Origin of the sequence: Pandoraea sp. PE-S2T-3 (assembly GCF_002179965.1) — a bacterium.
In the GTDB taxonomy this organism is placed as follows: Bacteria; Pseudomonadota; Gammaproteobacteria; order Burkholderiales; family Burkholderiaceae; genus Pandoraea.
In genome coordinates, this window is the sequence record NZ_NGUQ01000035.1 from 223,581 (window position 1) to 243,190 (window position 19,610).

Annotated in this window: 19 protein-coding genes; 6 read left to right on the forward strand and 13 right to left on the reverse strand. The window is 62.8% G+C overall.

All coding sequences use genetic code 11. The features are described from left to right. Position 1 precedes the first annotated feature (1 nt). The 4 genes from CDV46_RS21480 to CDV46_RS21495 all read right to left on the reverse strand — a co-directional run bounded on the left by CDV46_RS21480 (position 2) and on the right by CDV46_RS21495 (position 5,299). Entirely contained in the window at positions 2-1,450 is a 1,449-nt protein-coding gene (locus tag CDV46_RS21480; protein WP_176399149.1) for an MFS transporter, read from the reverse strand. Between the two features lie 119 nt (positions 1,451-1,569). After that, positions 1,570-3,024: an NAD-dependent succinate-semialdehyde dehydrogenase gene (locus CDV46_RS21485; protein WP_087724847.1), complete on the reverse strand. Its 1,455-nt coding sequence runs from the start codon at positions 3,022-3,024 to the stop codon at positions 1,570-1,572. Positions 3,025-3,032: 8 nt separating this feature from the next. Continuing rightward, entirely contained in the window at positions 3,033-4,265 is a 1,233-nt protein-coding gene (locus CDV46_RS21490) for an iron-containing alcohol dehydrogenase (protein ID WP_087724849.1), read from the reverse strand. Beyond that, positions 4,262-5,299, reverse strand: a complete 1,038-nt coding sequence (locus CDV46_RS21495; protein WP_087724851.1) for an Ldh family oxidoreductase — start codon at positions 5,297-5,299, stop codon at positions 4,262-4,264. Before CDV46_RS21495 ends, CDV46_RS21490 begins: the two co-directional genes overlap by 4 nt. 85 nt (positions 5,300-5,384) lie before the next feature. Between CDV46_RS21495 and CDV46_RS21500 the strand changes: the two genes are divergently transcribed. Together CDV46_RS21500 and CDV46_RS21505 are read left to right on the forward strand one after the other, a co-directional pair. Continuing rightward, positions 5,385-6,101, forward strand: coding sequence for a GntR family transcriptional regulator (locus tag CDV46_RS21500; RefSeq protein ID WP_087724853.1), 717 nt, complete (start codon positions 5,385-5,387; stop codon positions 6,099-6,101). Positions 6,102-6,259: 158 nt separating this feature from the next. Further along, positions 6,260-6,535 (forward strand): hypothetical protein, encoded by a 276-nt coding sequence (locus CDV46_RS21505; RefSeq protein WP_087724855.1) that lies wholly within the window; start codon positions 6,260-6,262, stop codon positions 6,533-6,535. Between the two features lie 118 nt (positions 6,536-6,653). On the opposite strand, the gene CDV46_RS21510 is transcribed toward CDV46_RS21505, so the two are convergent. After that, positions 6,654-8,225 carry an MFS transporter gene (locus CDV46_RS21510; protein ID WP_087724857.1) on the reverse strand — a complete coding sequence of 524 codons (1,572 nt, stop codon included), beginning with the start codon at positions 8,223-8,225 and terminating at the stop codon, positions 6,654-6,656. Positions 8,226-8,326: 101 nt separating this feature from the next. Between CDV46_RS21510 and CDV46_RS21515 the strand changes: the two genes are divergently transcribed. Together CDV46_RS21515 and CDV46_RS21520 are read left to right on the forward strand one after the other, a co-directional pair. Beyond that, complete coding sequence (locus tag CDV46_RS21515) at positions 8,327-9,232, forward strand: LysR family transcriptional regulator (RefSeq protein WP_087686957.1); 906 nt, start codon at positions 8,327-8,329, stop codon at positions 9,230-9,232. A gap of 240 nt (positions 9,233-9,472) precedes the next feature. After that, on the forward strand, positions 9,473-10,114 hold the full coding sequence (locus CDV46_RS21520) for an HD domain-containing protein (protein ID WP_087724859.1): 642 nt from the start codon (positions 9,473-9,475) through the stop codon (positions 10,112-10,114). Between the two features lie 19 nt (positions 10,115-10,133). Here the strand turns inward: CDV46_RS21520 and CDV46_RS21525 are convergent, their stop codons facing one another. Continuing rightward, positions 10,134-10,982, reverse strand: coding sequence for a LysR substrate-binding domain-containing protein (locus tag CDV46_RS21525; protein ID WP_087686955.1), 849 nt, complete (start codon positions 10,980-10,982; stop codon positions 10,134-10,136). Positions 10,983-11,085: 103 nt separating this feature from the next. Between CDV46_RS21525 and CDV46_RS21530 the strand changes: the two genes are divergently transcribed. Then, entirely contained in the window at positions 11,086-11,727 is a 642-nt protein-coding gene (locus CDV46_RS21530; protein ID WP_087724860.1) for a LysE family translocator, read from the forward strand. On the opposite strand, the gene CDV46_RS21535 is transcribed toward CDV46_RS21530, so the two are convergent. From CDV46_RS21535 to aqpZ, 3 genes are all read right to left on the reverse strand, one after another. Then, positions 11,713-12,390 carry a TetR/AcrR family transcriptional regulator C-terminal domain-containing protein gene (locus CDV46_RS21535; protein ID WP_087724862.1) on the reverse strand — a complete coding sequence of 226 codons (678 nt, stop codon included), beginning with the start codon at positions 12,388-12,390 and terminating at the stop codon, positions 11,713-11,715. The two genes, CDV46_RS21530 and CDV46_RS21535, sit on opposite strands and share 15 nt — an antisense overlap. A 115-nt stretch (positions 12,391-12,505) precedes the next feature. After that, on the reverse strand, positions 12,506-13,330 hold the full coding sequence (locus tag CDV46_RS21540) for an SDR family NAD(P)-dependent oxidoreductase (protein WP_087724864.1): 825 nt from the start codon (positions 13,328-13,330) through the stop codon (positions 12,506-12,508). 124 nt (positions 13,331-13,454) lie between these two features. After that, positions 13,455-14,147, reverse strand: coding sequence for an aquaporin Z (aqpZ, locus tag CDV46_RS21545; RefSeq protein WP_087724866.1), 693 nt, complete (start codon positions 14,145-14,147; stop codon positions 13,455-13,457). 162 nt (positions 14,148-14,309) lie between these two features. On the opposite strand from aqpZ, the gene CDV46_RS21550 reads away from it, so the two are divergent. Beyond that, positions 14,310-15,143, forward strand: coding sequence for an AraC family transcriptional regulator (locus tag CDV46_RS21550; protein ID WP_087724868.1), 834 nt, complete (start codon positions 14,310-14,312; stop codon positions 15,141-15,143). Between the two features lie 83 nt (positions 15,144-15,226). On the opposite strand, the gene mnmH is transcribed toward CDV46_RS21550, so the two are convergent. From mnmH to CDV46_RS21570, 4 genes are all read right to left on the reverse strand, one after another. Next, positions 15,227-16,333, reverse strand: coding sequence for a tRNA 2-selenouridine(34) synthase MnmH (gene mnmH, locus CDV46_RS21555; RefSeq protein WP_087724870.1), 1,107 nt, complete (start codon positions 16,331-16,333; stop codon positions 15,227-15,229). Between the two features lie 114 nt (positions 16,334-16,447). Then, entirely contained in the window at positions 16,448-17,107 is a 660-nt protein-coding gene (locus CDV46_RS21560) for a hypothetical protein (protein ID WP_087724872.1), read from the reverse strand. Between the two features lie 49 nt (positions 17,108-17,156). Next, on the reverse strand, positions 17,157-18,668 hold the full coding sequence (locus tag CDV46_RS21565) for a glycosyltransferase family 2 protein (RefSeq protein ID WP_087724875.1): 1,512 nt from the start codon (positions 18,666-18,668) through the stop codon (positions 17,157-17,159). Then, positions 18,665-19,207 (reverse strand): cytochrome b, encoded by a 543-nt coding sequence (locus CDV46_RS21570; RefSeq protein WP_237172168.1) that lies wholly within the window; start codon positions 19,205-19,207, stop codon positions 18,665-18,667. Before CDV46_RS21570 ends, CDV46_RS21565 begins: the two co-directional genes overlap by 4 nt. Positions 19,208-19,610: the final 403 nt, after the last annotated feature.

A 19,610-nucleotide genomic window follows, 5' to 3' on the forward strand; every position in this document is an offset into this window, starting at 1 on the left:
TTCATTGTTGGGCGGGAATGGCCGCCGAACGGCCGGAAGGCACATCGCTCTCGGCCTCTTCGTCCGCCGAGAAGCCGTTGCGCGTCGGGTCCCACTGAATGACGATGCAGGTGATCAACCCGACCAGCGGTACGACACTCAAGATGAGCAACACGGTCCCCAGCGGAAAGCTGCCGCGCAGCACCGGGAACGCGAAGAGACCGAACGCAGCGCCCACGTTCGCGAGGAAGCCCGTGAAAGCCGTCCCCGTCGCGCGAACTTCCGATCGATAGGACAGCGCGGCGATCGACTTTCCGTTCGATGCCGGGCCAGCGGAGTGCGCGAAGATCAGCATCGCGGGGAAGATGGAGAGCAGCATCGGATCGACCTTGCCGTCGAGCAGCCCCATGCCGACCAGCACGAGAAAGACGATGCCGAAGCCGTAAAGCGCCGCCTTGCGCAACCCGAAAAGACGTCCGAAAAACGGTGACGAGAAGCCGCCCAACACGCCAAAGCAATTGAACACGATCGCAGCAATTGTGGCGTGGATGAAGTTGTTCGAGAAGAGCAGCAACGAGATCACCGGCAGGTACCAACCTACCGCCGAATACTGCATGTACTGACAGAGCGAAATCACACCGGAAAGCACGGTACGGCGCAGATAGCTGCCCCGGAACAATTGCGCAAAGTTGCCCGCGCGTTTCGTCTTCTCGTTCACGTCGTTGCGCGCGGTTTCGCGTGCGACGAAGCGGTGGTCCGGAAACAATTTCCCGAGGCTGATCGCGGCCTCTTTCATCCGCCCGAGGCGCGCCAGCCACGTGGCACTCTCAGAGAGATATTTGATCTGCAAACCGAGAATCACCAGCGCCAGAATGCCGGACGACGCGATGGAATAGCGCCAGATGTTCTGCCCGATGCCCAACTGGCTGAACAGCAACGTGACGAGCAAGTTGCCGATGACGGCGATGTACCACACGCCATTCCACAGATTCAGTTTTGCGCGGTGTTTGGCCGGCGTGTACTCGGCAAGCAAGGCGATGGCAATGCTGAAGTCGATCCCGTACGCGATGCCCACCAGCACCCGGCCGGCGAGAATCATCTCGAAATTCACGGCGACGGCCGCGATGATGGCCCCGGCGATGTAGATCAGCTTCGTCGCGATCAGCGGTTTGACGCGGCCGAACCGATCGGCAAGCCAGCCGCCGAACGGATTCACGATCAGCGCCACGAACGCCGATGACGCCGTGAGCAAACCGACTTCGCGCGGGCTCAGACCCAACTGCGCAGTCAGCGGCCCGAGTGCGGAGCCCAGCGCCGAGTTGGCGAAAGCGTCCAGAAACAGGCCCCCAAGGGCCACCAGCCACGCAAACCGGGCAACGCCGACAAGACGAGGCTGTGAATCAATGAATCGGATCACATCGTTGATCGATGCGATGTTGATGGGCGGTATCGATGACTGATTCGAACTCACAATCGTCTCCTGAAACGCTGGCGCTCTGCTGTCCCGCAGATTTCGCGATGGCTGTTGCTATGGCTATTGCAAATGCGGTGGTGACGCCGGCAAACGCCCCGCCCCACCGCCCGGGGGTTTTACCACTGCGTCGAAATGTACTTGGCTTCAGAGAACTCCAGCAGCCCATGGTGAGCGCCCTCACGGCCCAAACCACTTTGCTTCACGCCGCCGAACGGCGCGGCCGGGTCGGACACAATGCCGCGATTGAGCGCGATCATGCCGCTCTCGATTCGCTCCGACACACGCAGGCCGCGCGCCAGATCGCCGGTGTACACGTAGGCAACCAGACCGTACTCGGTCGCGTTGGCCAACGCGACGACTTCATCTTCGTCGTCGAAGATGACGATCGGTGCGACCGGCCCGAAAATCTCTTCATGGAGCAGGTCGGCGTTCGGTGCGACGTCCACCAACACCGTCGGCTGATAGAAATAACCGTTGCGATCCAGCCGCTCGCCGCCCGTGAGGACGCGTGCGCCCTTCGCCACCGCGTCGTCAACGAGGGATGCCACCTTGGCGACCGCGCCGGCGTTGACCAGCGGTCCGCACTGCGTGGTGTCGAGACAGCCGTCGCCCACCGTCAGCGCGCCCATGCGCTGCGCCAGACGCTGACTGAATTCGCCGGCAATGCCGCGTTGCACGTAAATGCGGTTAGCCGCCGTGCACGCTTCTCCGCCATTGCGCATCTTGGCGAGCATGGCGCCTTCGATAGCGGCGTCGATCGATGCGTCGTCGAACACGATGAACGGCGCGTTCCCACCCAGTTCCATCGAGCAGTTCACCACCGAGTCGGCAGCCTTGCGCAGCAGCACGCGGCCGACTTCCGTCGAACCGGTGAACGACAACTTTCTGACGCGAGCGTCGTCCAGAATCGCATTGGCGAACTTGCCCGCCGACGACGTCGTCAGCACGTTGACCACACCTGCCGGCACACCGGCTTCGGCCAGCAGATTAGCGAGTGCATAAGCCGTGAGCGGCGTCTCCGTCGCGGGCTTCAGAATGCAAGTGCAGCCGGCTGCCAGCGCAGGACCGATCTTTCGCGTGGCCATCGCGGCCGGAAAATTCCATGGCGTGATCAGCAGCGCAATACCCACCGGCTGGTACTGCACGATGATCCGGCTGGCGCCTGACGGGGCGATGCTGATATCGCCGTTGATGCGCACAGCCTCTTCGGCAAACCAACGGAAGAACTCCGCGGCGTAAGCCACTTCACCCCGCGCATCGGCCAACGCCTTACCGTTTTCCAGCGAGATCAGCCGGGCGAGGCTATCGGCGTCGCGCACCATCAGTTCGTACGCGCGGCGCAGGATGTCGGCACGCGCGCGCGGCGACGTCGCCGCCCAACCGGGCGCAGCAGCGGCAGCGGCATCGACGGCTTGCATGGCCTCTTCAACGCTCGCGTCAGCGACGGTCGCCAGCACTTCTTCGTTCGACGGATTGATGACGTCGATGCGACGCCCCGAGGCCGGTGCACGCCACTGACCACCAATGAACAAGTCGGTAGGGACTTCAATACCAATAGCAAGTGTCGACATTTCAGTTCTCAAGCGTTGGAGGGTTGGGTGTCGCGTAGACGGCCACGGAAGGCGTCTTCCAGAATTTCGGCCATATCGGCCGCCTGTAGCGGACGGGGGTTGTTGTTGACCAGTCGTGCAGAGAGCATCGATTGCTCGGAAACCCAAGGCAGATCGATCGCCTTCAGCCCCAGACCGGCTAGCGTCGACGGAATGCCGATCTCGGCCAGTAGCGCGCGGACGCGGACGATGCTTTCTTCGGCCAGTGCCTGCACATCGGTACCTTGCGCGCCCATCGCCTTGGCGATTTCCGCCAGTGAACCGGCGCACGACGGCGCGTTGTAAGCCATCACGTACGGCATCAACGCCGCCACACCCAGCCCGTGGGCCGTGTGCGTCAGTGCACCGATCGGGTACTGAATCGCGTGCGCCGCAGCGGTACCCGCCGCACCGAACGCCAGACCCGCGCACAGCGAGCCGTACATCACCATCGAGCGGGCTTCGCGATCGCTGCCGTCGCGTACGGCGCGCGGCAAGAACTCGCTGAGCGCGCTGATAGCCGCCAAAGCGAACTGATCGCTCATCAGGTTCTTGCCGACAAAGACACGTTCGTGCGGCAAGGTCGGCGTGCGCGGATGCTGCACCGCCGTGAACGCCTCGATGGCATGGGTGAGCGCATCGGCACCTGAGATGGCCGTCAGCCCCGGCGGGCACGTCAGCGTCAGTTCCGGGTCGCAAATGGCAATGTGCGGAATCAGATACGGGCTGGAGATGCCGACCTTGAGATCGCGGCTTTCATCTGCCATCACTGCCACCGGCGTGACTTCCGAGCCCGTCCCTGCCGTCGTCGGGATGGCGATGACCGGCAGAATCGGCCCCGGCACTTTCAGCTCGCCATAGAACTGGCTCGCCGGGCCGCCGTGGGCTAGCAGCAAGCTCACGAGCTTGGCCATGTCCATGCAGCTTCCACCGCCAATGCCGATGACCACGTCGGGGTCGAAGGCCGAGGCGAATGCAAGGCATTGCTCGATGCTGGCGGACGGCAGTTCAGGCAGCGTGTGCGTGGAGACCTTCGTCTCGACACCCGCCTCATGCAGGCTGCCGAGCATCTCCTGAAGTTCTTTCGAAGCACCGAGACGTTCGTCGGTGCAGATCAGCGCGCGGCGCCCGATCTGGGCCGTGACAGTGCCGAGGCCGAAGCGCTGGCCTTCGCCAAAAATGACGTTGGCAGGCGCCCTCATAGTGCCGAATAGTGGGTTCATTTCTGATCCTGTACGGAGTCGGAGGAAATACCGGCGAGTTCGCGAATGCGTGCCCAGACGTCGGGGGCCAGCGCAAAGCCATCGCGCAAACTGCGCTCGCGTTGCGTCTGTGCGCGGTCGCCCGGCACGACAACGGGTCGGTCTGGGTCGGCGGGTTCGCACGCGCGAACCGCATCGAGATACGCGGAGATTTGCCCGGCCATGCCGCCCGGTGCCGACTCAAGCACGATGAACACGTCGCCCTTGTTGCAGACGTGCTCGGCGTCCAGCGTGCCGCGCACATCGGTGCCGAGTGCGGCCGCCGTCAGGCTCGATACCAGCACTTCGAACGCAATGCCGAGCGCATAGCCCTTGGCGTCGCCAAACGGTGCGATGGCACCGGCTTTGGCCGCATGAGCGTCAGTGGTCGGATTGCCTTCGGCGTCGAGCGCCCAGCCGGGTTTCAGTGGGCGGTTCTGATTGGCATAGTCGTGAATCTGTCCCATCGACACGGCGCTCGTCGCCATGTCGAACACAAACGGATGCGGCAACGCGGGCACACCGATCGCCACGGGATTGGTGCCCAGCATGGCGTGCTTGCCGCCCCACGGGTGCACGAGCGCCTCGCTGGTGGAAAGCGCAATCAGCACCTGCCCTTGTGCCGCGATGCGCTCGGCATAAAGCGCCAGCATGCCCAAGTGGTTGCTGTTGCGGACCATCGCGGCGGCAAGACCCGTTTCTTTGGCGCGCGCCGAGATTTTTTCAAGGGCGGCGAATGCCACCACCGGCCCCAGCCCGCGCTCACCATCGACATCGAGCAGCGACGAGCCGCGCCATTGGTGCACGCCATGGCTTAGCGGATGCGCGAGCCCTTTCCGAAGACGTTCGACGATACGTGGCAGGCGGAGCAAACCGTGCGAGGCCCGCCCTCTCAACTCCGCTTCGACCCATTGTTCTGTCTGAATGCGGGCGTTCTCTTGAGAAACCCCGTGACGCGTCAGTGCCTGAACGGAGACCTCGGTGGCCTCCTGACACGATAAAAGATTGGCTGTCAAAATACGATCCGATCGGATATCTGATTTGCGACAGGATAGGGTTATAATCTGGCACGGTCAAGCGCGTTATCCCGGAGAGCCATCCATGTCCAACCTAGATCCAAGATCGACCACCTTTTTCGCCGCTGCCGAGCACGACGCGAGCCACCTGTCGGCTCGACGCGCGCTGGGCGATGAGATTTACGAGACGCTGCTCTCCCGGCTGATCTCCCTCGCCATTGCGCCGGGAAGCCGAATCGCCGTCGATGCACTCGTCAGAGAGTTGGGGGTTTCGCAAACGCCGATACGCGCCGCGCTGATCCGCCTCGAGAACGAGGGGCTGGTGGTGAAGACCCATAACGTCGGCTATAGCGCGGCCGCCATGCCCACGCGAGACCGGTTCAAGCAGATCTACGACATGCGCATGCTGCTGGAGCCCTACGCCGCGGCCGAGGCAGCCCAGTTGATGGATGACGCGGCGCTGACCGAATTGAAGACGCTGGCCGAGAGCATGGAGAACGTCTCGGGCGGCAATGCGCAGGTGGCTTACGGGAAGTTTGCGCTACAGGATGCAAAGTTCCACGCGTGGATTGCGGCGTGCAGCGGCAACGAGTTGATTGCAGAGACGCTGTCGCGTCTTCATGCGCATATGCATGTCTTCCGTCTGCGCTTTCATTCGCGGGTGACGGAAGAAGCAATCACCGAGCACGCCGACATCGTGAAAGCCCTCTGTGCTCACGATGCCACAGCGGCCCGCGACGCGATGGCGCATCACATTGCGTGCTCGCGCGATCGCATGGCGCCGTTCTTCGATAGTCTCTGATCGTCTTACCGCCGCAGGCGAGACACAGATTCCGACGTTGCCTCGACCGTACGGGGGAATTGCGGGCGCGTCGGTTCGATAGCGAACCGACTTCCCACGCAAAAGCCACCAGGATCAGCCAAAGATCCGGTCATGCACGCATCAACGAGGAGTCGATCATGAGAAAGGAACGCATACTGCTTCATGTCTATGGCGAGCAACGAGATTCCGTCTGGACACTGACCTGTCTCGATCTCGCGTTCGCCTCACGGGCCACCAGCCTGATGCAGGCCAAGGTCTACGTCAGGGCCAACGCCCACGCGTATCTCGACGGCAAGCTGGTCGGCGAGAACATCCAGTTTCCCGCCACACCGGTGAGCGCTGCCGTCGTCACCAAGCTCAGGATGATACTGGCTGGCCCGGCTCTGGCAACGCGTCGATGGTCGAACGCGTGACCACATCTATGACGAAGTCGTCGGTCTGGCCGACAAGAATCCTGTGTTTTCCTGAGTATTCCTTAGTATTCTGAAAACGCAAATCGACGCCGGAGACAACCTCCGGCGTCTGTCTTTCTTACAGGCTCGGCGGGCGCACGCCGTCGTCGAAAGCCGCTTCTTGACGCTGCGCACGCGGGCCTGCCCCGAACGCCACATAGCTCAGCGCTGCCAGCACCCACGCGCCGATCACGCCGTACAACATCACCAGACCGAAGCCGTGCACCAACGCGCCATGAACGATGGCCCCGTTCGGGTCGGCCGCCGACAATGCCGCGTTGCCCTGCGTCAACTGATCGAGACTGCCCGCCGCCACCTTCTCCGCGAGCCAGCGCAGCGACAGTGCATCTGAAGACGCCGGCAGCGCGCGAGCGAGATAGGCGCTGACGCCTTCGAGCAGCACGAACCCCATCACCGCAATGTTGATCGCCAGACTGATCAACCGCGCGCTCATGTCGATGCCCGACGCCATCCCTGCGCGGTTCGACGACACCGCCCCGGTCGCCGTATTGGTCACCGGCGTGTTGGTCATCCCCAGTCCGGCACCGCACAACACACAGCCCGGCAACACGGTCAGCCAACTGGCATGCGCCACATCAATGCCGAAGCGCATCAGCAGGAAGCCAAGGCCGATCGTAAACATACCCAGCGGAATCACCTTACGTGCGCCAATCCGAAGCGCAAGACGTTCGGCGAACGGCGGCACGATGAGTGTCGGCACCGTATAGGCGAGCAGCGCCAACCCGGTGTTCACGCTGCTATAGCCGAGCGCGCCCTGAAAGTAGATCGGCAGATAAACGATGAACGGCCAGTAGCTGAAGTTCATCCCCATCGAGCCGAACATCGCCCCGGAAAACGCGCGGACACGGAACACCGAAAAATCGAACATCGGCCGGGGACTGCGCTTCTCTACGATGAGAAACGCGATGAAACTCAGAACAGACGCACCGATGATGCTCAATCCGATGGGGCTGTCGAAACCAAGGTCCGGCCCCTGCGTGATGTAGTAGACGAGGCCGAACGTCGACAACGACAGCGTCACGATGCCCGGCACGTCCAGATGCTCGGCGTGCGGATCGCGCGACTCCTTCACGCCTGCAAACACGAGGCCGAGCGCCACCATCGCAATCACCACGTGGATCAGGAACACCCACTGCCAGTTCGACACAGCGACGATCAACCCGCCGACGATCGGACCGAAGCCCAGTCCGCTGCCGAACACGATGCCCCATGCGCCAAACGCCCGGCTGCGCTCACGCCCTTCCCGAAATTGATGCGACAGCACCGCCACCATGCAGATCAGCATCGCGCCGCCGCCCACACCTTGCAGAAACCGGCTGACGATCAGCACCGCGGCGCTTTGCGCCAACCCGCAGATGAGTGATGTCACCGCAAAAATCACGATGCTGGCGACGTAGACGCGTCGGCGTCCGAAGCGGTCGGCCAGCGTGCCCGTGGCCATCAGTACCGTCGTGCACGCCAGCGTGTAGGCATTCATGATCCATTGAAGCGCCTTGAAGTCGGCATGCAGCACGCGCTCAAGGGTCGGGAGGATGGTCGGCACGCTGGAAATTTCAAGGCCGAACATCAACGATGTCAGGCAGATCGCCGCTAGCGCCAGCGCGTTTTTGGGGTCTCGAGAAAGCGTCATAGGTATCGCAGAGAAAATTATTTGGCCGATGTACTATATCGGGAATCAGATTCCCCATTGACGACAGTTTTTCCCATAAAACGCAACCACAAGGACCGAATATGTCAATCAATCTGGACGGTGTGGCGGTCTTTGTGCAGGTGATCGAAGCCGGCAGCTTCACGCTCGCGGCCGAGCGCCTGAACCTGACGCGCTCGGCCGTCGGCAAAGTCATTACGCGGCTGGAAGACCGGTTGGGGGCACGTCTGCTCCATCGCACCACGCGCAGTCAGACGCTCACCGAAGCCGGGCAGGCTTATTACGATCGATGCGTGCGAGCGCTTGCCGAGTTGGAGGCGGGTGAGGCCGAATTGGAGAGTGGACACAGTGCGCCACGGGGCCAGTTGCGGGTAAGCGCACCGATTGCGTTCGGGCACCATTGCGTCGCCCCAGTGTTGTTCGATCTCGCACGCCAGCACCCCGAGCTTCAGATCGATATCTCGTTCACCGACCGGGCGGTCGACCTCGTCGAAGAGAACATCGATCTCGCGGTGCGCATCGGCGAGTTGCGCGACAGCACGAGTCTGGCGGCGCGGCGTCTGGGCATTCAGGACGTGAGCATCGGCGGCTCGCCAGCCTATCTGGCGAAGCATGGCAGCCCCGTCGAGATCGACGACTTTGCCGGTCATGCGGGCATCATGTATTCGCGCGGCGGCGTGGTGAGCACATGGCGCATGCACGATGCGCAGGGCGTGGAGCACGAGTTGCAAGTCAAGCCGCAAGTGAGCCTTGACGACGTGCAGGCGATTGCCGGCGCTGGCGTTGCCGGTCTCGGACTCGTGCAGATACCGTGCTGGCTCATGGCACGATATGTCGCCACCGGCGAACTTGTCGCGCTAAGAGAGCGTTGCGGTGTGCGACCGCTGGCGATCCATGCGGTATGGCCGAAAACGCCCTACATGCCGCTGAAAACACGTTGCGCCATCGATGCGCTCGTGGCGAATCTTCCACGAATCGATCTCGATTAAGCACGGCCGTCTCGCTGCTCCCCCTTACGCATGGGTCGACACCGCGCTCGTTGCATCTGACCACCGGCCATTTTTAGCCTCTATTTCGCCGATAGCCTCCCTTGGCGGCTGGCCGACATGAACACGTATCTGGCGGAAATGGGCCCCGCAAGCCGGTAGCGATCCGGGGCGTCGGTGCGCAGAATTGGAAGTGTCCGCACAGTTCGAATTGTCCGGGCTGTCCCCTTCTGGAGGTTCATCATGTCTGCCAATGTTGCCGGTATTGCGGTGCCCGATAGTCAGTTCGCGCGTGAAATCACGGAGATCGTGCGCGATACCGCATCCCCCCTGCTGTTCCATCACTCAAGCCGCGTCTTCTATTTCGCCGCCCTCGCCGGTCAGCATCGCGGGCTCAAGTTCGACCCCGAACTCCTCTATTGCGGCTGCATGTTTCATGACATGGGGCTCACCCATCAACACAGCAGCGCGTGCGAACGATTCGAAGTCGACGGTGCGAATGCGGCGAGTGATTTTCTGAAAAGCAAAGGCATTGCACAACAGGACATCGACGTGGTGTGGACGGCGATCGCGCTGCACACGACGCCCGGTATTCCGCAGCATATGCACCCGGTGATCGCGCTGGTGACTGCGGGCGTAGAAATGGATGTGCTGGGCCTGACCTATCCCGAGTACAGCGAGGTCGAACGAGAGGCCGTTGTACGTGCCCACCCGCGCACGGCTCACTTCAAGGAAGACATCATTCAGGCGTTCTACGACGGCATCAAGCACAAGCCGGACACGACGTTCGGCAACGTCAAGGCTGACGTGCTGGCCGACAAGGACCCGCATTTCCATCGCGGTAATTTCTGTAGCGTGATTCGCAATTCCGCGTGGATCGGCTGACGGGCCGGAGGTGTCATGCTCAGGTGCGCAGTTCGGTCAGAATCTGCTCCGCCAGAAAGTCGCACGGCGGGCGATTGGAGGTTGCACTGCGCGCCAGCACCACTTCGAGATCGTCCAGCGGGGGCAGGCCGTCGCTCTGCGAGAGCTGAACAAGATGCGCGGGCACGCTGCATCGTGCGAGCGGTGCGACCGCCAGCCCCGCCTCCACCATGCTGATGAGTCCGAGCAGGCTGGGGCTCTCGTAAGACATGCGGTACTTGATACCCGCACGCTGAAGTGCCGCGATGGCGGTCGCGCGCGCCGTGCTGCCGGGGGCGAATAACGCCACTGGCAGCGGGCGCTCTTTCCATACGGGCCGCGTTGGCGGGCCTACCCATACCGACGGCTCGAACCGGATGAATTCTCCCGGCAGCCCCTTCACCTTGGTCAGGCAGGCCAAGTCCAGCGTGTTGTCTTTGAGCAAAGGCACCAACGCATTGCTGGCCAGCCCGATCACGCGAATCTCGACACGTGGGTGCGCGACGGCAAACTTCCGGAGCACTTGCGGCAGCAGCGACGACGCATAGTCGTCGGGCACGCCGATGGTCACGCGGCCCTTGATCTCGGGCCGCACGATCGACGCCCACGCCTCGCTGCGCATCTCGAGCATTCGCCTCCCATAGTCCACCAGCGTCTGCCCTTCGGCCGTCACGGCCAATCGCCGGGTGTTCCGGATAAACAGCGGCTTGCCCAGATCGTCTTCCAGTGCCTTGATCTGCATGCTGAGCGCCGATGGCGAGCGATGCACCGCCTCGGCACCGCGCACGAACGAACCAGTCTCCGCAACGGCCACCACCATTTCCAGCACATCGAGATCGAGCTTTTTCATATTACTCAGAAAATCTGACGAATTGGCTCAGATTATATTGCTTTACCGAGGTCAGGCAGACTCCGATACTGAGCGCGATCACTGCCTCCTGTCGAGCAAGACTATGCGCGATGCCGCCTCGTTTTATGCGTTTCTCACCATCTGTGGCCTGCTGGCGATTACGCCGGGCCCGAACATGATCTATGTGATGTCGCGCTCGATCGCGCAGGGCCGGGCGGCCGGACTGGTCTCGCTGGCGGGCGTGATCATCGGCTACCTCTTTTACATGCTGAGTGCGGCGTTCGGCATTACGGCGCTGTTCATGCACGTGCCGTACGGGATGAGTGCGCTAAGCGTGGCGGGCGCGGCCTACCTGCTCTATCTCGCATGGCAGGCCGTCAAACCGGGCGGGCGCTCACCGTTCGAAGCGCGTGAGCTCTCGTACGAGCCGCCACGCCGGCTCTTCGTGATGGGGGCGACGACGAGCCTGTTGAACCCGAAACTTGCGATGATCTTTCTGACGCTGGTGCCGCAGTTCGTCCGCGATCAGGGCGGCAACCTGCTGAAGACTTCCATCACCATGGGCTCGGTCGTGATTCTGGCGTTCGTGCTGGTGAACGGCGCTGTCGCGATCGGCGCGGGGAGTACGGCCAAATTTCTCGCGCAGCGCCCGGCCCTGTTGACCCTGCAACGGTGGTTCATGGGCACAGTGCTCGCGGCGCTGGCCGCGCGCATGCTGATCGACACGTTCTCAGCGAGCGTGTGAACGACGCGGGGCCTTTTTCTTGTTGCCGTTGGCCAGTTGTTGCACAAACCCGCCGAGCAACAGGTCGATGCCCACCGAGAATCGCTTGTCGAAGTCGGGCGCGAACAAATGCTGACGGGCCTGCCAACTGAGCGGATATGTCTGCTTGGCGGCATTCAGGAACGCCGTCTTGCGCGCCACGCTTTCCGCTGCCTTTTCGCTTGAGGCTTCCGCCTTGAACGCCTGCTCTTCGATCACGAAACCCACGACGTAATAGACCACGCTGAACGCCGTTGTGGTCGCCAACTCGATGTCGCCCCCCGCGCGCACGAAGGCGGCGATCATCGCCTCGCCTGTGCGCAACACGTTTTCCGTCGTCTCGTACGTCCCGGCGAACACCCGGGCACCATCCCGATAGGCGTTGAAGGCGTGTCGAATCTCAAGTGAAACGGCATTCAACACCGCTCGCCAGTCCGCATCCGGCGGCACATGACGCGCGACATCCTGCAACATCGCGTCGGCCATGGCATCGAGCAACGCCTGCTTGTTGGCGAAGTGCCAGTAGAGCGACGGCGCCTGAATGTCGAGCGCCTGCGCCACCTTGCGCAACGTCACGCCCTCCATTCCCCCGCCATCGAGTAAAGCCAGCGCCGTCTGTACGACGTCGTCCCGTTGAATCGCCATGGTGTTTCCCGTCAAAACTAACGGCGTTAGCTTATCATCGCGCCGACAGTGCGGGGGGTATCGACGACGGCGGGTAATGGCAGGCGATCGCTCGGCGTGGATCGATCTACGTGGGTCAGCCAGCGCCACCGTGTGCGGCGGCCGAGACGTCGGCCCACTGTTGCCAGACGCCGATTCGCTCCTGATACGTGCGTGTCGCGATATCGACGGTGCCCGCGCCGAGCAAGAGCCGCAACGGGGGTTCATCGGCATCGACCACGGCAAGGATCGCGTTCGCGGTTGCGGCCGGGTCACCGAGCTTGCGGTTGCCCATCGCCGCCGCAAGCTGACCGCGCAATTCCGCATAGGCATCGAGCTTCGTCACGTGTTGCGCCGAACTGCCGCGCCAGTCCGTGTCATACCCACCCGGCTCGATGAGCGTGACCTTGATGCCGAAGCCGGCCACTTCTTTCGACAGCGCATCGCACATGCCGTCGAGCGCCCACTTCGATGCGACATACACCGATGCGCTGGGAAACGTCACGACGCCCGCAAAACTCGATACGGCCAGAATGTGCCCGTGCCCCTGCGCCCGCAAGATCGGCAGCGCTGCCTGCATCACCCATAGCGCGCCAAAGAAGTTCGTTTCCATCTGCGCGCGGGCTTGTGCTTCGCTCGTCTCTTCCAGCATGCCGAAGAGCCCATAGCCCGCGTTGTTGAGGACCACGTCAAGCCGTCCGAAATGCGCATGCGCCCGGTGAACTGCGCCGTACACGGCATCGCCATTGGTCACGTCCAACGGCAGAAGCAACACGGCATCGCCGTATATGCCCAGATCCTCGATGTCGGCGAGCGAGCGGGCCGTCGCCACCACTTTGTCGCCCCGCCGTAGTGCCGCTTCGGCCCAGACTCGCCCGAATCCTCGCGATGCACCGGTGATAAACCAGACCTTCTCTGACATGGCATTCGTCCTCAATGGATGCAATTGACAAGCAAACATGCCGCCATCCTCAAACGGCATCGAGGCGGCAGCAAGACTAACACCGTTAGTCTAATCTAACAGTGTTAGTTGTCAACGTCGAATTTCAGGAGGAAGACCGCAAGGCACGCGACACCAGTCCTCCGATGACGCTGCCGGCCAACGGTACGAGCCAGAACACCCACAATTGATCGATTGCCCAGCCGCCCTGAAAGACGGCAACGCCAGTACTGCGTGCAGGGTTCACCGACGTATTCGTCACGGGAATCGAAATCAGATGGATCAGCGTGAGTGCCAGACCGATCGCGATCGGGGCAACTGCCGTGAGTGCCGCGCGCGACACGACACTGTTGATGATCACGACGAAGAAGGCCGTCAGCACCAGTTCGATCGCCACGGCCGCCGCCAGCGAGTAGCCGCCGGGCGAGTGGCTGCCATAGCCGTTGGCTGCGAAGCCGGATGCCGACGGGTCGAATCCGGGCGCACCGCTCGCGATCACGAACAGAACGCCCCCGGCCACCAAGCCGCCAAGCACCTGCGCGCCCATGTATGGCGCGATGTCCTTCGCCGGGAACAATCCACCGGCCCATTGCCCCAGCGTCACGGCGGGATTGAAATGGCCGCCGGAGATGTGACCGACGGCATAGGCCATCGTGAGCACCGTCAGACCGAACGCCAATGCGACACCGGCGAAGCCGATGCCGAGTTGCGGGAATGCCGCGGCGAGTACGGCACTGCCGCAACCGCCGAACACCAGCCAGAATGTGCCGATGCCTTCTGCCAACATACGTCGAAACATGATGCCTCCGATGAGTTCTCTCTTGCCTGTTACGGCCATGGAGGCGCGATACTAGGGCTACGTAGGCCAAACCATCGAGACAACGCTTGGAAATTGTGAAATATCGCAAAATCGCAAAATCGGCAAACGGCCTCTGGCTACATTGCAGACCAAGGAGCGCAAATGAAACCTGAGACCCACGTTCGGTATGCCCAGCGCATGGAGCCCGTGCTGCAATGGCTGGCCAGTCATCCCGACACCGCCCCCGATCTGTATCAACTGGCGGATCTGGCGTGCCTGTCGCCGTTTCACTTTCACCGCATCTATCGCGCCTTGATGGGCGAGACGGTGAACGGCACGGTGCAACGCATCCGGATGCACCGCGCGGCGGTCGCGCTGGCCGGGTCAGAGGATTCCATGCGTGTTGTGGCGTCGCGTGCCGGCTATGCGTCGGACGCCGCTTTCAACCGGGCTTTCGGTGCGTACTTCGGCATGCCGCCGGGACGATATCGTGACGCCCGCTCCGGACCCTTCAATCCTCTGGAGCTCACCATGTATCCCATCACCATCGAATCGGTCCCCGCCACGACGCTCGCCGTCCTCAAGCATCAAGGCGACTATCAGGAAATTGGCCCGGTGTTCGTGCGCGCGTTCATGCTTGCCGGCGCACTCGGGCTGGCCCGGCCGGAATCGACCGGCTTCGGCGTGTATTTCGACGACCCGGAACAAGTCCCCGTCGATCAGTTGCGCTCGCTCGCGGGCATGTCGGTGGCCCCGGACGCCGAGCTCGGCAACGATCTCGAACGCTTCGAGATCCCGGCGGGCCGCTGCGCGATCCTGACCTACACCGGGCCGTACAACGAAATGAGCAAGCCGTACAACTGGCTCTTTTCAGAGTGGTTGCCGAGCAGCGGTCTGGAGCCCGCCGACTTCCCGATGTTCGAGCAGTACCTCAACGACCCGCGCACGACGCCGCCCGCAGCGTTGCAAACGCGTATCTGCCTGCCGGTGAAGTGAGGGCGAAAGGACGAAAGAGCGTGCGGGTGAACTGCGCGGGCACGGACGCCATCGCGCAGTCGAAGTAAGTCGTCAGGAAATCGTCAGCCGGCAGCGTCGGCCGACGTCAGGCGATCGGGGCCGCGCGCACCGGTCGCCTCGCTGCTTTCAACACACGTCAGCAAGGCCTGCGCCTGTGCGCGCAAATCGGGCACGAGCGGGTGGAATTCAAACGGCATAGCAGGCGGCGGACCGCTGAGCATTTTGCGCGAACTGCGCGAATACGCCGGGTCGTAATGCTTGATCACCAGCGTCTCGAACAACTCTCGCTGACGTTGCGCATCGAGCAGTTCGAGCCACTCGCCCACCACAGCACGCCCGTGCAACGGCACCAGCTTGAGCAACTGCGCGCGGAAATATTCCGGCTGCGCAAAGAGGTGTCCGTAATCCTGCATCAACAGATCAACTCGCTCGGTATGTGGTGCGCGAACTTCCACGCACGTGGTGCCGCGTAGCGACGCCATCAGCGACTCGGGCAACGAAATCAGCCCGATACGACGACTCTCTGCTTCTACGAAGACGGGACGTTGTGGATCAAACGCTCGCAACGTGCCGACCAGTGCCGTATCGAACGATTTCTGCGACGGCTGCGGCGCGTCGGGCATTGCACCCAATAACGAGCCGCGATGCATCGCCAGCGCTTCCAGATCGAGCGTCTGCGCACCGGTGTCAGCGAGCGCATGCAACAACCGCGTCTTGCCGGTGCCCGTATGCCCCGCCAACACCACGTACTTCAGCGAGGGCGGCAAGGTTTCCAATGACGCCACGACTTCGCGGCGGTAGGTCTTGTACCCGCCATCGAGTTGCCGGGCGCGCCAGCCGATCAGATTCATCCAGACCGTCATCGACCCCGAGCGCTTGCCGCCTCGCCAGCAGTACACCAGCGGGCGCCAGTTCCGCGGCCGGTCGGCGAAGGTCGTCTCGAGATGCGCCGCGATATTGCGCGCGACCATGGCCGCGCCCACCCGGGTGGCTTCGAACGGCGAGACCTGCCGGTACATCGTGCCGACGATCACGCGCTCCTCGTTGCTCAGCACCGGGGCGTTGATCGCGCCGGGCATATGGTCTTCCGCGAACTCCAACGGCGAGCGCACGTCGATGATTTCGTCGAAATCACCGGCTTTTTCAAGAGGAACGAGGAGATTGTTCAAGGGGGCGGGACCGTATTGCGATCGACATCGCAACACGTGAAGGTCAAGGGATTGGCCGAATTATGGCATGCGCGCCACCTGGCGCTGCCTGCCCGCGCCGATTCGCCCCCGGTGCTACTGCGCCCGGCGCGGCACGACGGACTCCGCCGCAAACTTGCCGCATTGCGTGCCATATGGCGTTCGCGATGTCGCTTGCAGGTACTGAGTAGTCAATTCGGCGCGCACCTTGGCCGCCCGGTCGATGACGCGCGTCGCCGCTTCGGCTTCGCCCATCCCGCCCAACGCCAGCGCGTAATCGTCCAGCAGTTCGGCATAGGCAAATGGGGCGTGGCGCACCGCCTGCGCCCGGTCGAGCGAGCCCAGGGCGCGCGAGAAGTCGTTGGCCGACTGCGCAAACTGGCGCTGTGCCAGCGCCAGCCGCCCCAACTCTACGAGTGCCGGATAGCGGTACTGTCCCGTCAGGATATCGAGGTCGTAGGCCAGACTCAGTTCTCGCTCGGCTTCGGTGTAGTAACACGTCACGCCCAACGCCCGGCCGTAGTCGTAGTGCATCGCCGCGCGCTGTGCCGCCGGCCATCCGGTCTGATCCGCCACAAGCACGGCTTGACCGAAGTTGCGCCGCGCGGCGTCCCAATCGCCGCGCACTTCGGCCGCCCCGCCCAACGCCGCATAGTCCGGCCCGGCGGGCTTGACCACTGGTGCACTGCACCCGGCAGCCATCAGCACGCTGCCTAACGCACCTGCCATCGCCAGCCACGTCTGCGTTCGCATCATGAGGTCTCGGGTCAGGTCGCGCTTGGCGACGTTTAGGGAAATGAAGGAATCAACCGTCGCGAGGTACCGATGCCCCGCGCTCACCCGAGAGAATACCGCGTCGCACCTGTACCCCCCAATGTTGCCGCCCGGTGAGGAAGTGCCCCCAGCCCAGCGCCGCACCCGCATGACGCATCAACTGGAACGAGAACGGCTCAAGGACCGCGGCGACGAACGCCAGACCGAGGCTCGTGCCGGTGCGGTGTCCCGTCCATCGGCGGTACGCATGCACCGACCACAGGTGGAAGCCCAGATCGATCACGATCTTGCCGAGAATGATGCCCGACACGGGCAGCACCACACCGTAATGCCCCTCGCAGACAAACGTGACCAGCAACGCGAACGCAGTTAAACCATAGATCGGTTGCAGCGTATCGAACGCCTTCACCGGCAGCATCAACCGCCCAAGATTGCCGTAGCGGCCATTGCCCACCATGTCGCGATACCAGTACTGCGTTTGCAGGAAACCGGCAAACCAGCGGCGCCGCTGACGCAGAAAACTCGCGAGCGTGCCGGGCGCGTCGGTCACCGCCTGTGCACCGCCAATCACGCGCACGTCCCAACCCAGTCCATGCGTGACCGAATAACGGCGCAGGCGGTGAATCAGCTCGTAGTCTTCGACCAGACACGCCGGATCGAACCCACCCACGGCAAGCACGGCCTCGCGGCGGAAGCACGCAAACGCGCCGGATATCAGCAACAGACCATCGGCGCGCATCCACGCAAAGCGCGAAATGAAATTGCGGATGTATTCGTACGTCTGGAAGAACTGCAACACCCGCGCGCCGACCGTATGGCCGCACACGGGCGTCAACACGCCGGTCGCCGCAACCAGATTCGAACGACGGACAAACGCGTCGTGCATGGCGGCACAGGCCCCGGCATCGAGCAGCGTGTCCGCGTCGACGGTCATCACGATATCGGTGTCCACGCCGACCAGCGCCGCATTGAGTGCGCGCGCCTTGCCGCCGTGCGGCACGCGCAGCCAACGCAGGTTCGGATACGTGCGGCTCGGCGCACTCAGTGCGCCCTCGCCCGGATCGGTCAACCCGTAGTGTTCGACCAGCAGCGCCGCCGTGCCGTCACGAGAGCCGTCGTCGGCAATCACGATCAAGTCAGGCACGCGCTGCTGCGACATGAGCGCCTGCAACGTGACCGGCAGTGCCGCCGCTTCGTTGTGCGCCGCGACCACCACGCCCATCGTGAGCGCCGTGGCTTTCGTGCTGACGGATTGACCATCGGCACGCGCCAGCGAAGTCGCTGCGTCTTCGGGGTCCGGGCGCATCAATCGCCACGCCTTCCAGAAGACAAACGCCAGCAGCACCGTGTCATAGGCCACGTAGGCCACGCCCGTGCCCCACGCAAACACGCCTTTCAGCACGAACGCTTGCGCAAACAGCAAACACCAGAGCACAGCGACCGTGCCATGGACCAGCCAACTCGCCAACGGCGTCGCGGGCAGTGTGAAGCGCGGCGAATGCAATTCACGCGCGGCATCGAGCCGGGTCGTCGTCACGCTCATGGCAGCATCCGGTTCAGGACCGAGTGGCGGTCGATCCATTGGTGCTTGAGCGCACCGCCGACGTGCAACGCGAGCAAGACATACAGCGAATAGGCGCAGTACGTGTGCACATTGCCAAGCACGCCATGCCAGTAATCCTTGCTGGCGTCGCTCATCGCCATCAGAAAGCCCATGCGCGGGAACGGGAACGTGCCGAAGAGCACGAGCGGGTGTGTCGACGCAGCCACCCACGCCGAATCGTGCGCCCAGCCCGAAAGCGGCAACGCGAAGATCAGCACGTAGAGCAGCCAGTGCACCAGATGGGCGCTTGCACGCTCCCACGACGCGAAGACGTGCGAGAGCGCAGGCGGGCGGTGCGTTACGCGCCACAGAATGCGCAGAATGGCCAGACCGAGCACGGTGATGCCGATGGACTTGTGCAGATCGATCCAGAAGCGCACGTCGATCTTTTCGAGCGTGGCGTCGGAAAGCAACGCGATGGTCTGGCCAATGGCGACGTTGCCGAGCATCAGCAACGCCACCGCCCAGTGCAGCAACATGGCAACGCGCGTGTATTTCGCGTCTTCATACAGCGCAACGCCGCTGGCATGGCGAGGCGAGGACGAAGAGGACGAAGCGGACGAAGCGGGTGATGGGGGTAGTGAATTCACGACGGGCATCCTGAGAAACTGGGGAAGATGATTGCATAACGCCCGTTGAAGCGCGCTTATTCCCGCATTGCCGCAAAAAAGCTTGTTACCGCGAATTACCGAGATTGATTCGGCGTGTCTGCCGAAGTTTCGCCCGAACACAAATATCGCGCTTGGCGCGCCCGCAAAACCGTTTCAACACTGGTTAGAGCGTTCAAAACCGGCTATGAGTCGCGCATCAACATCGGCAGCTAAAACCAGCACACCGAAACACCCGGTCGGTGACGGTTTTCCGGGCGATCAAGTCATGCGA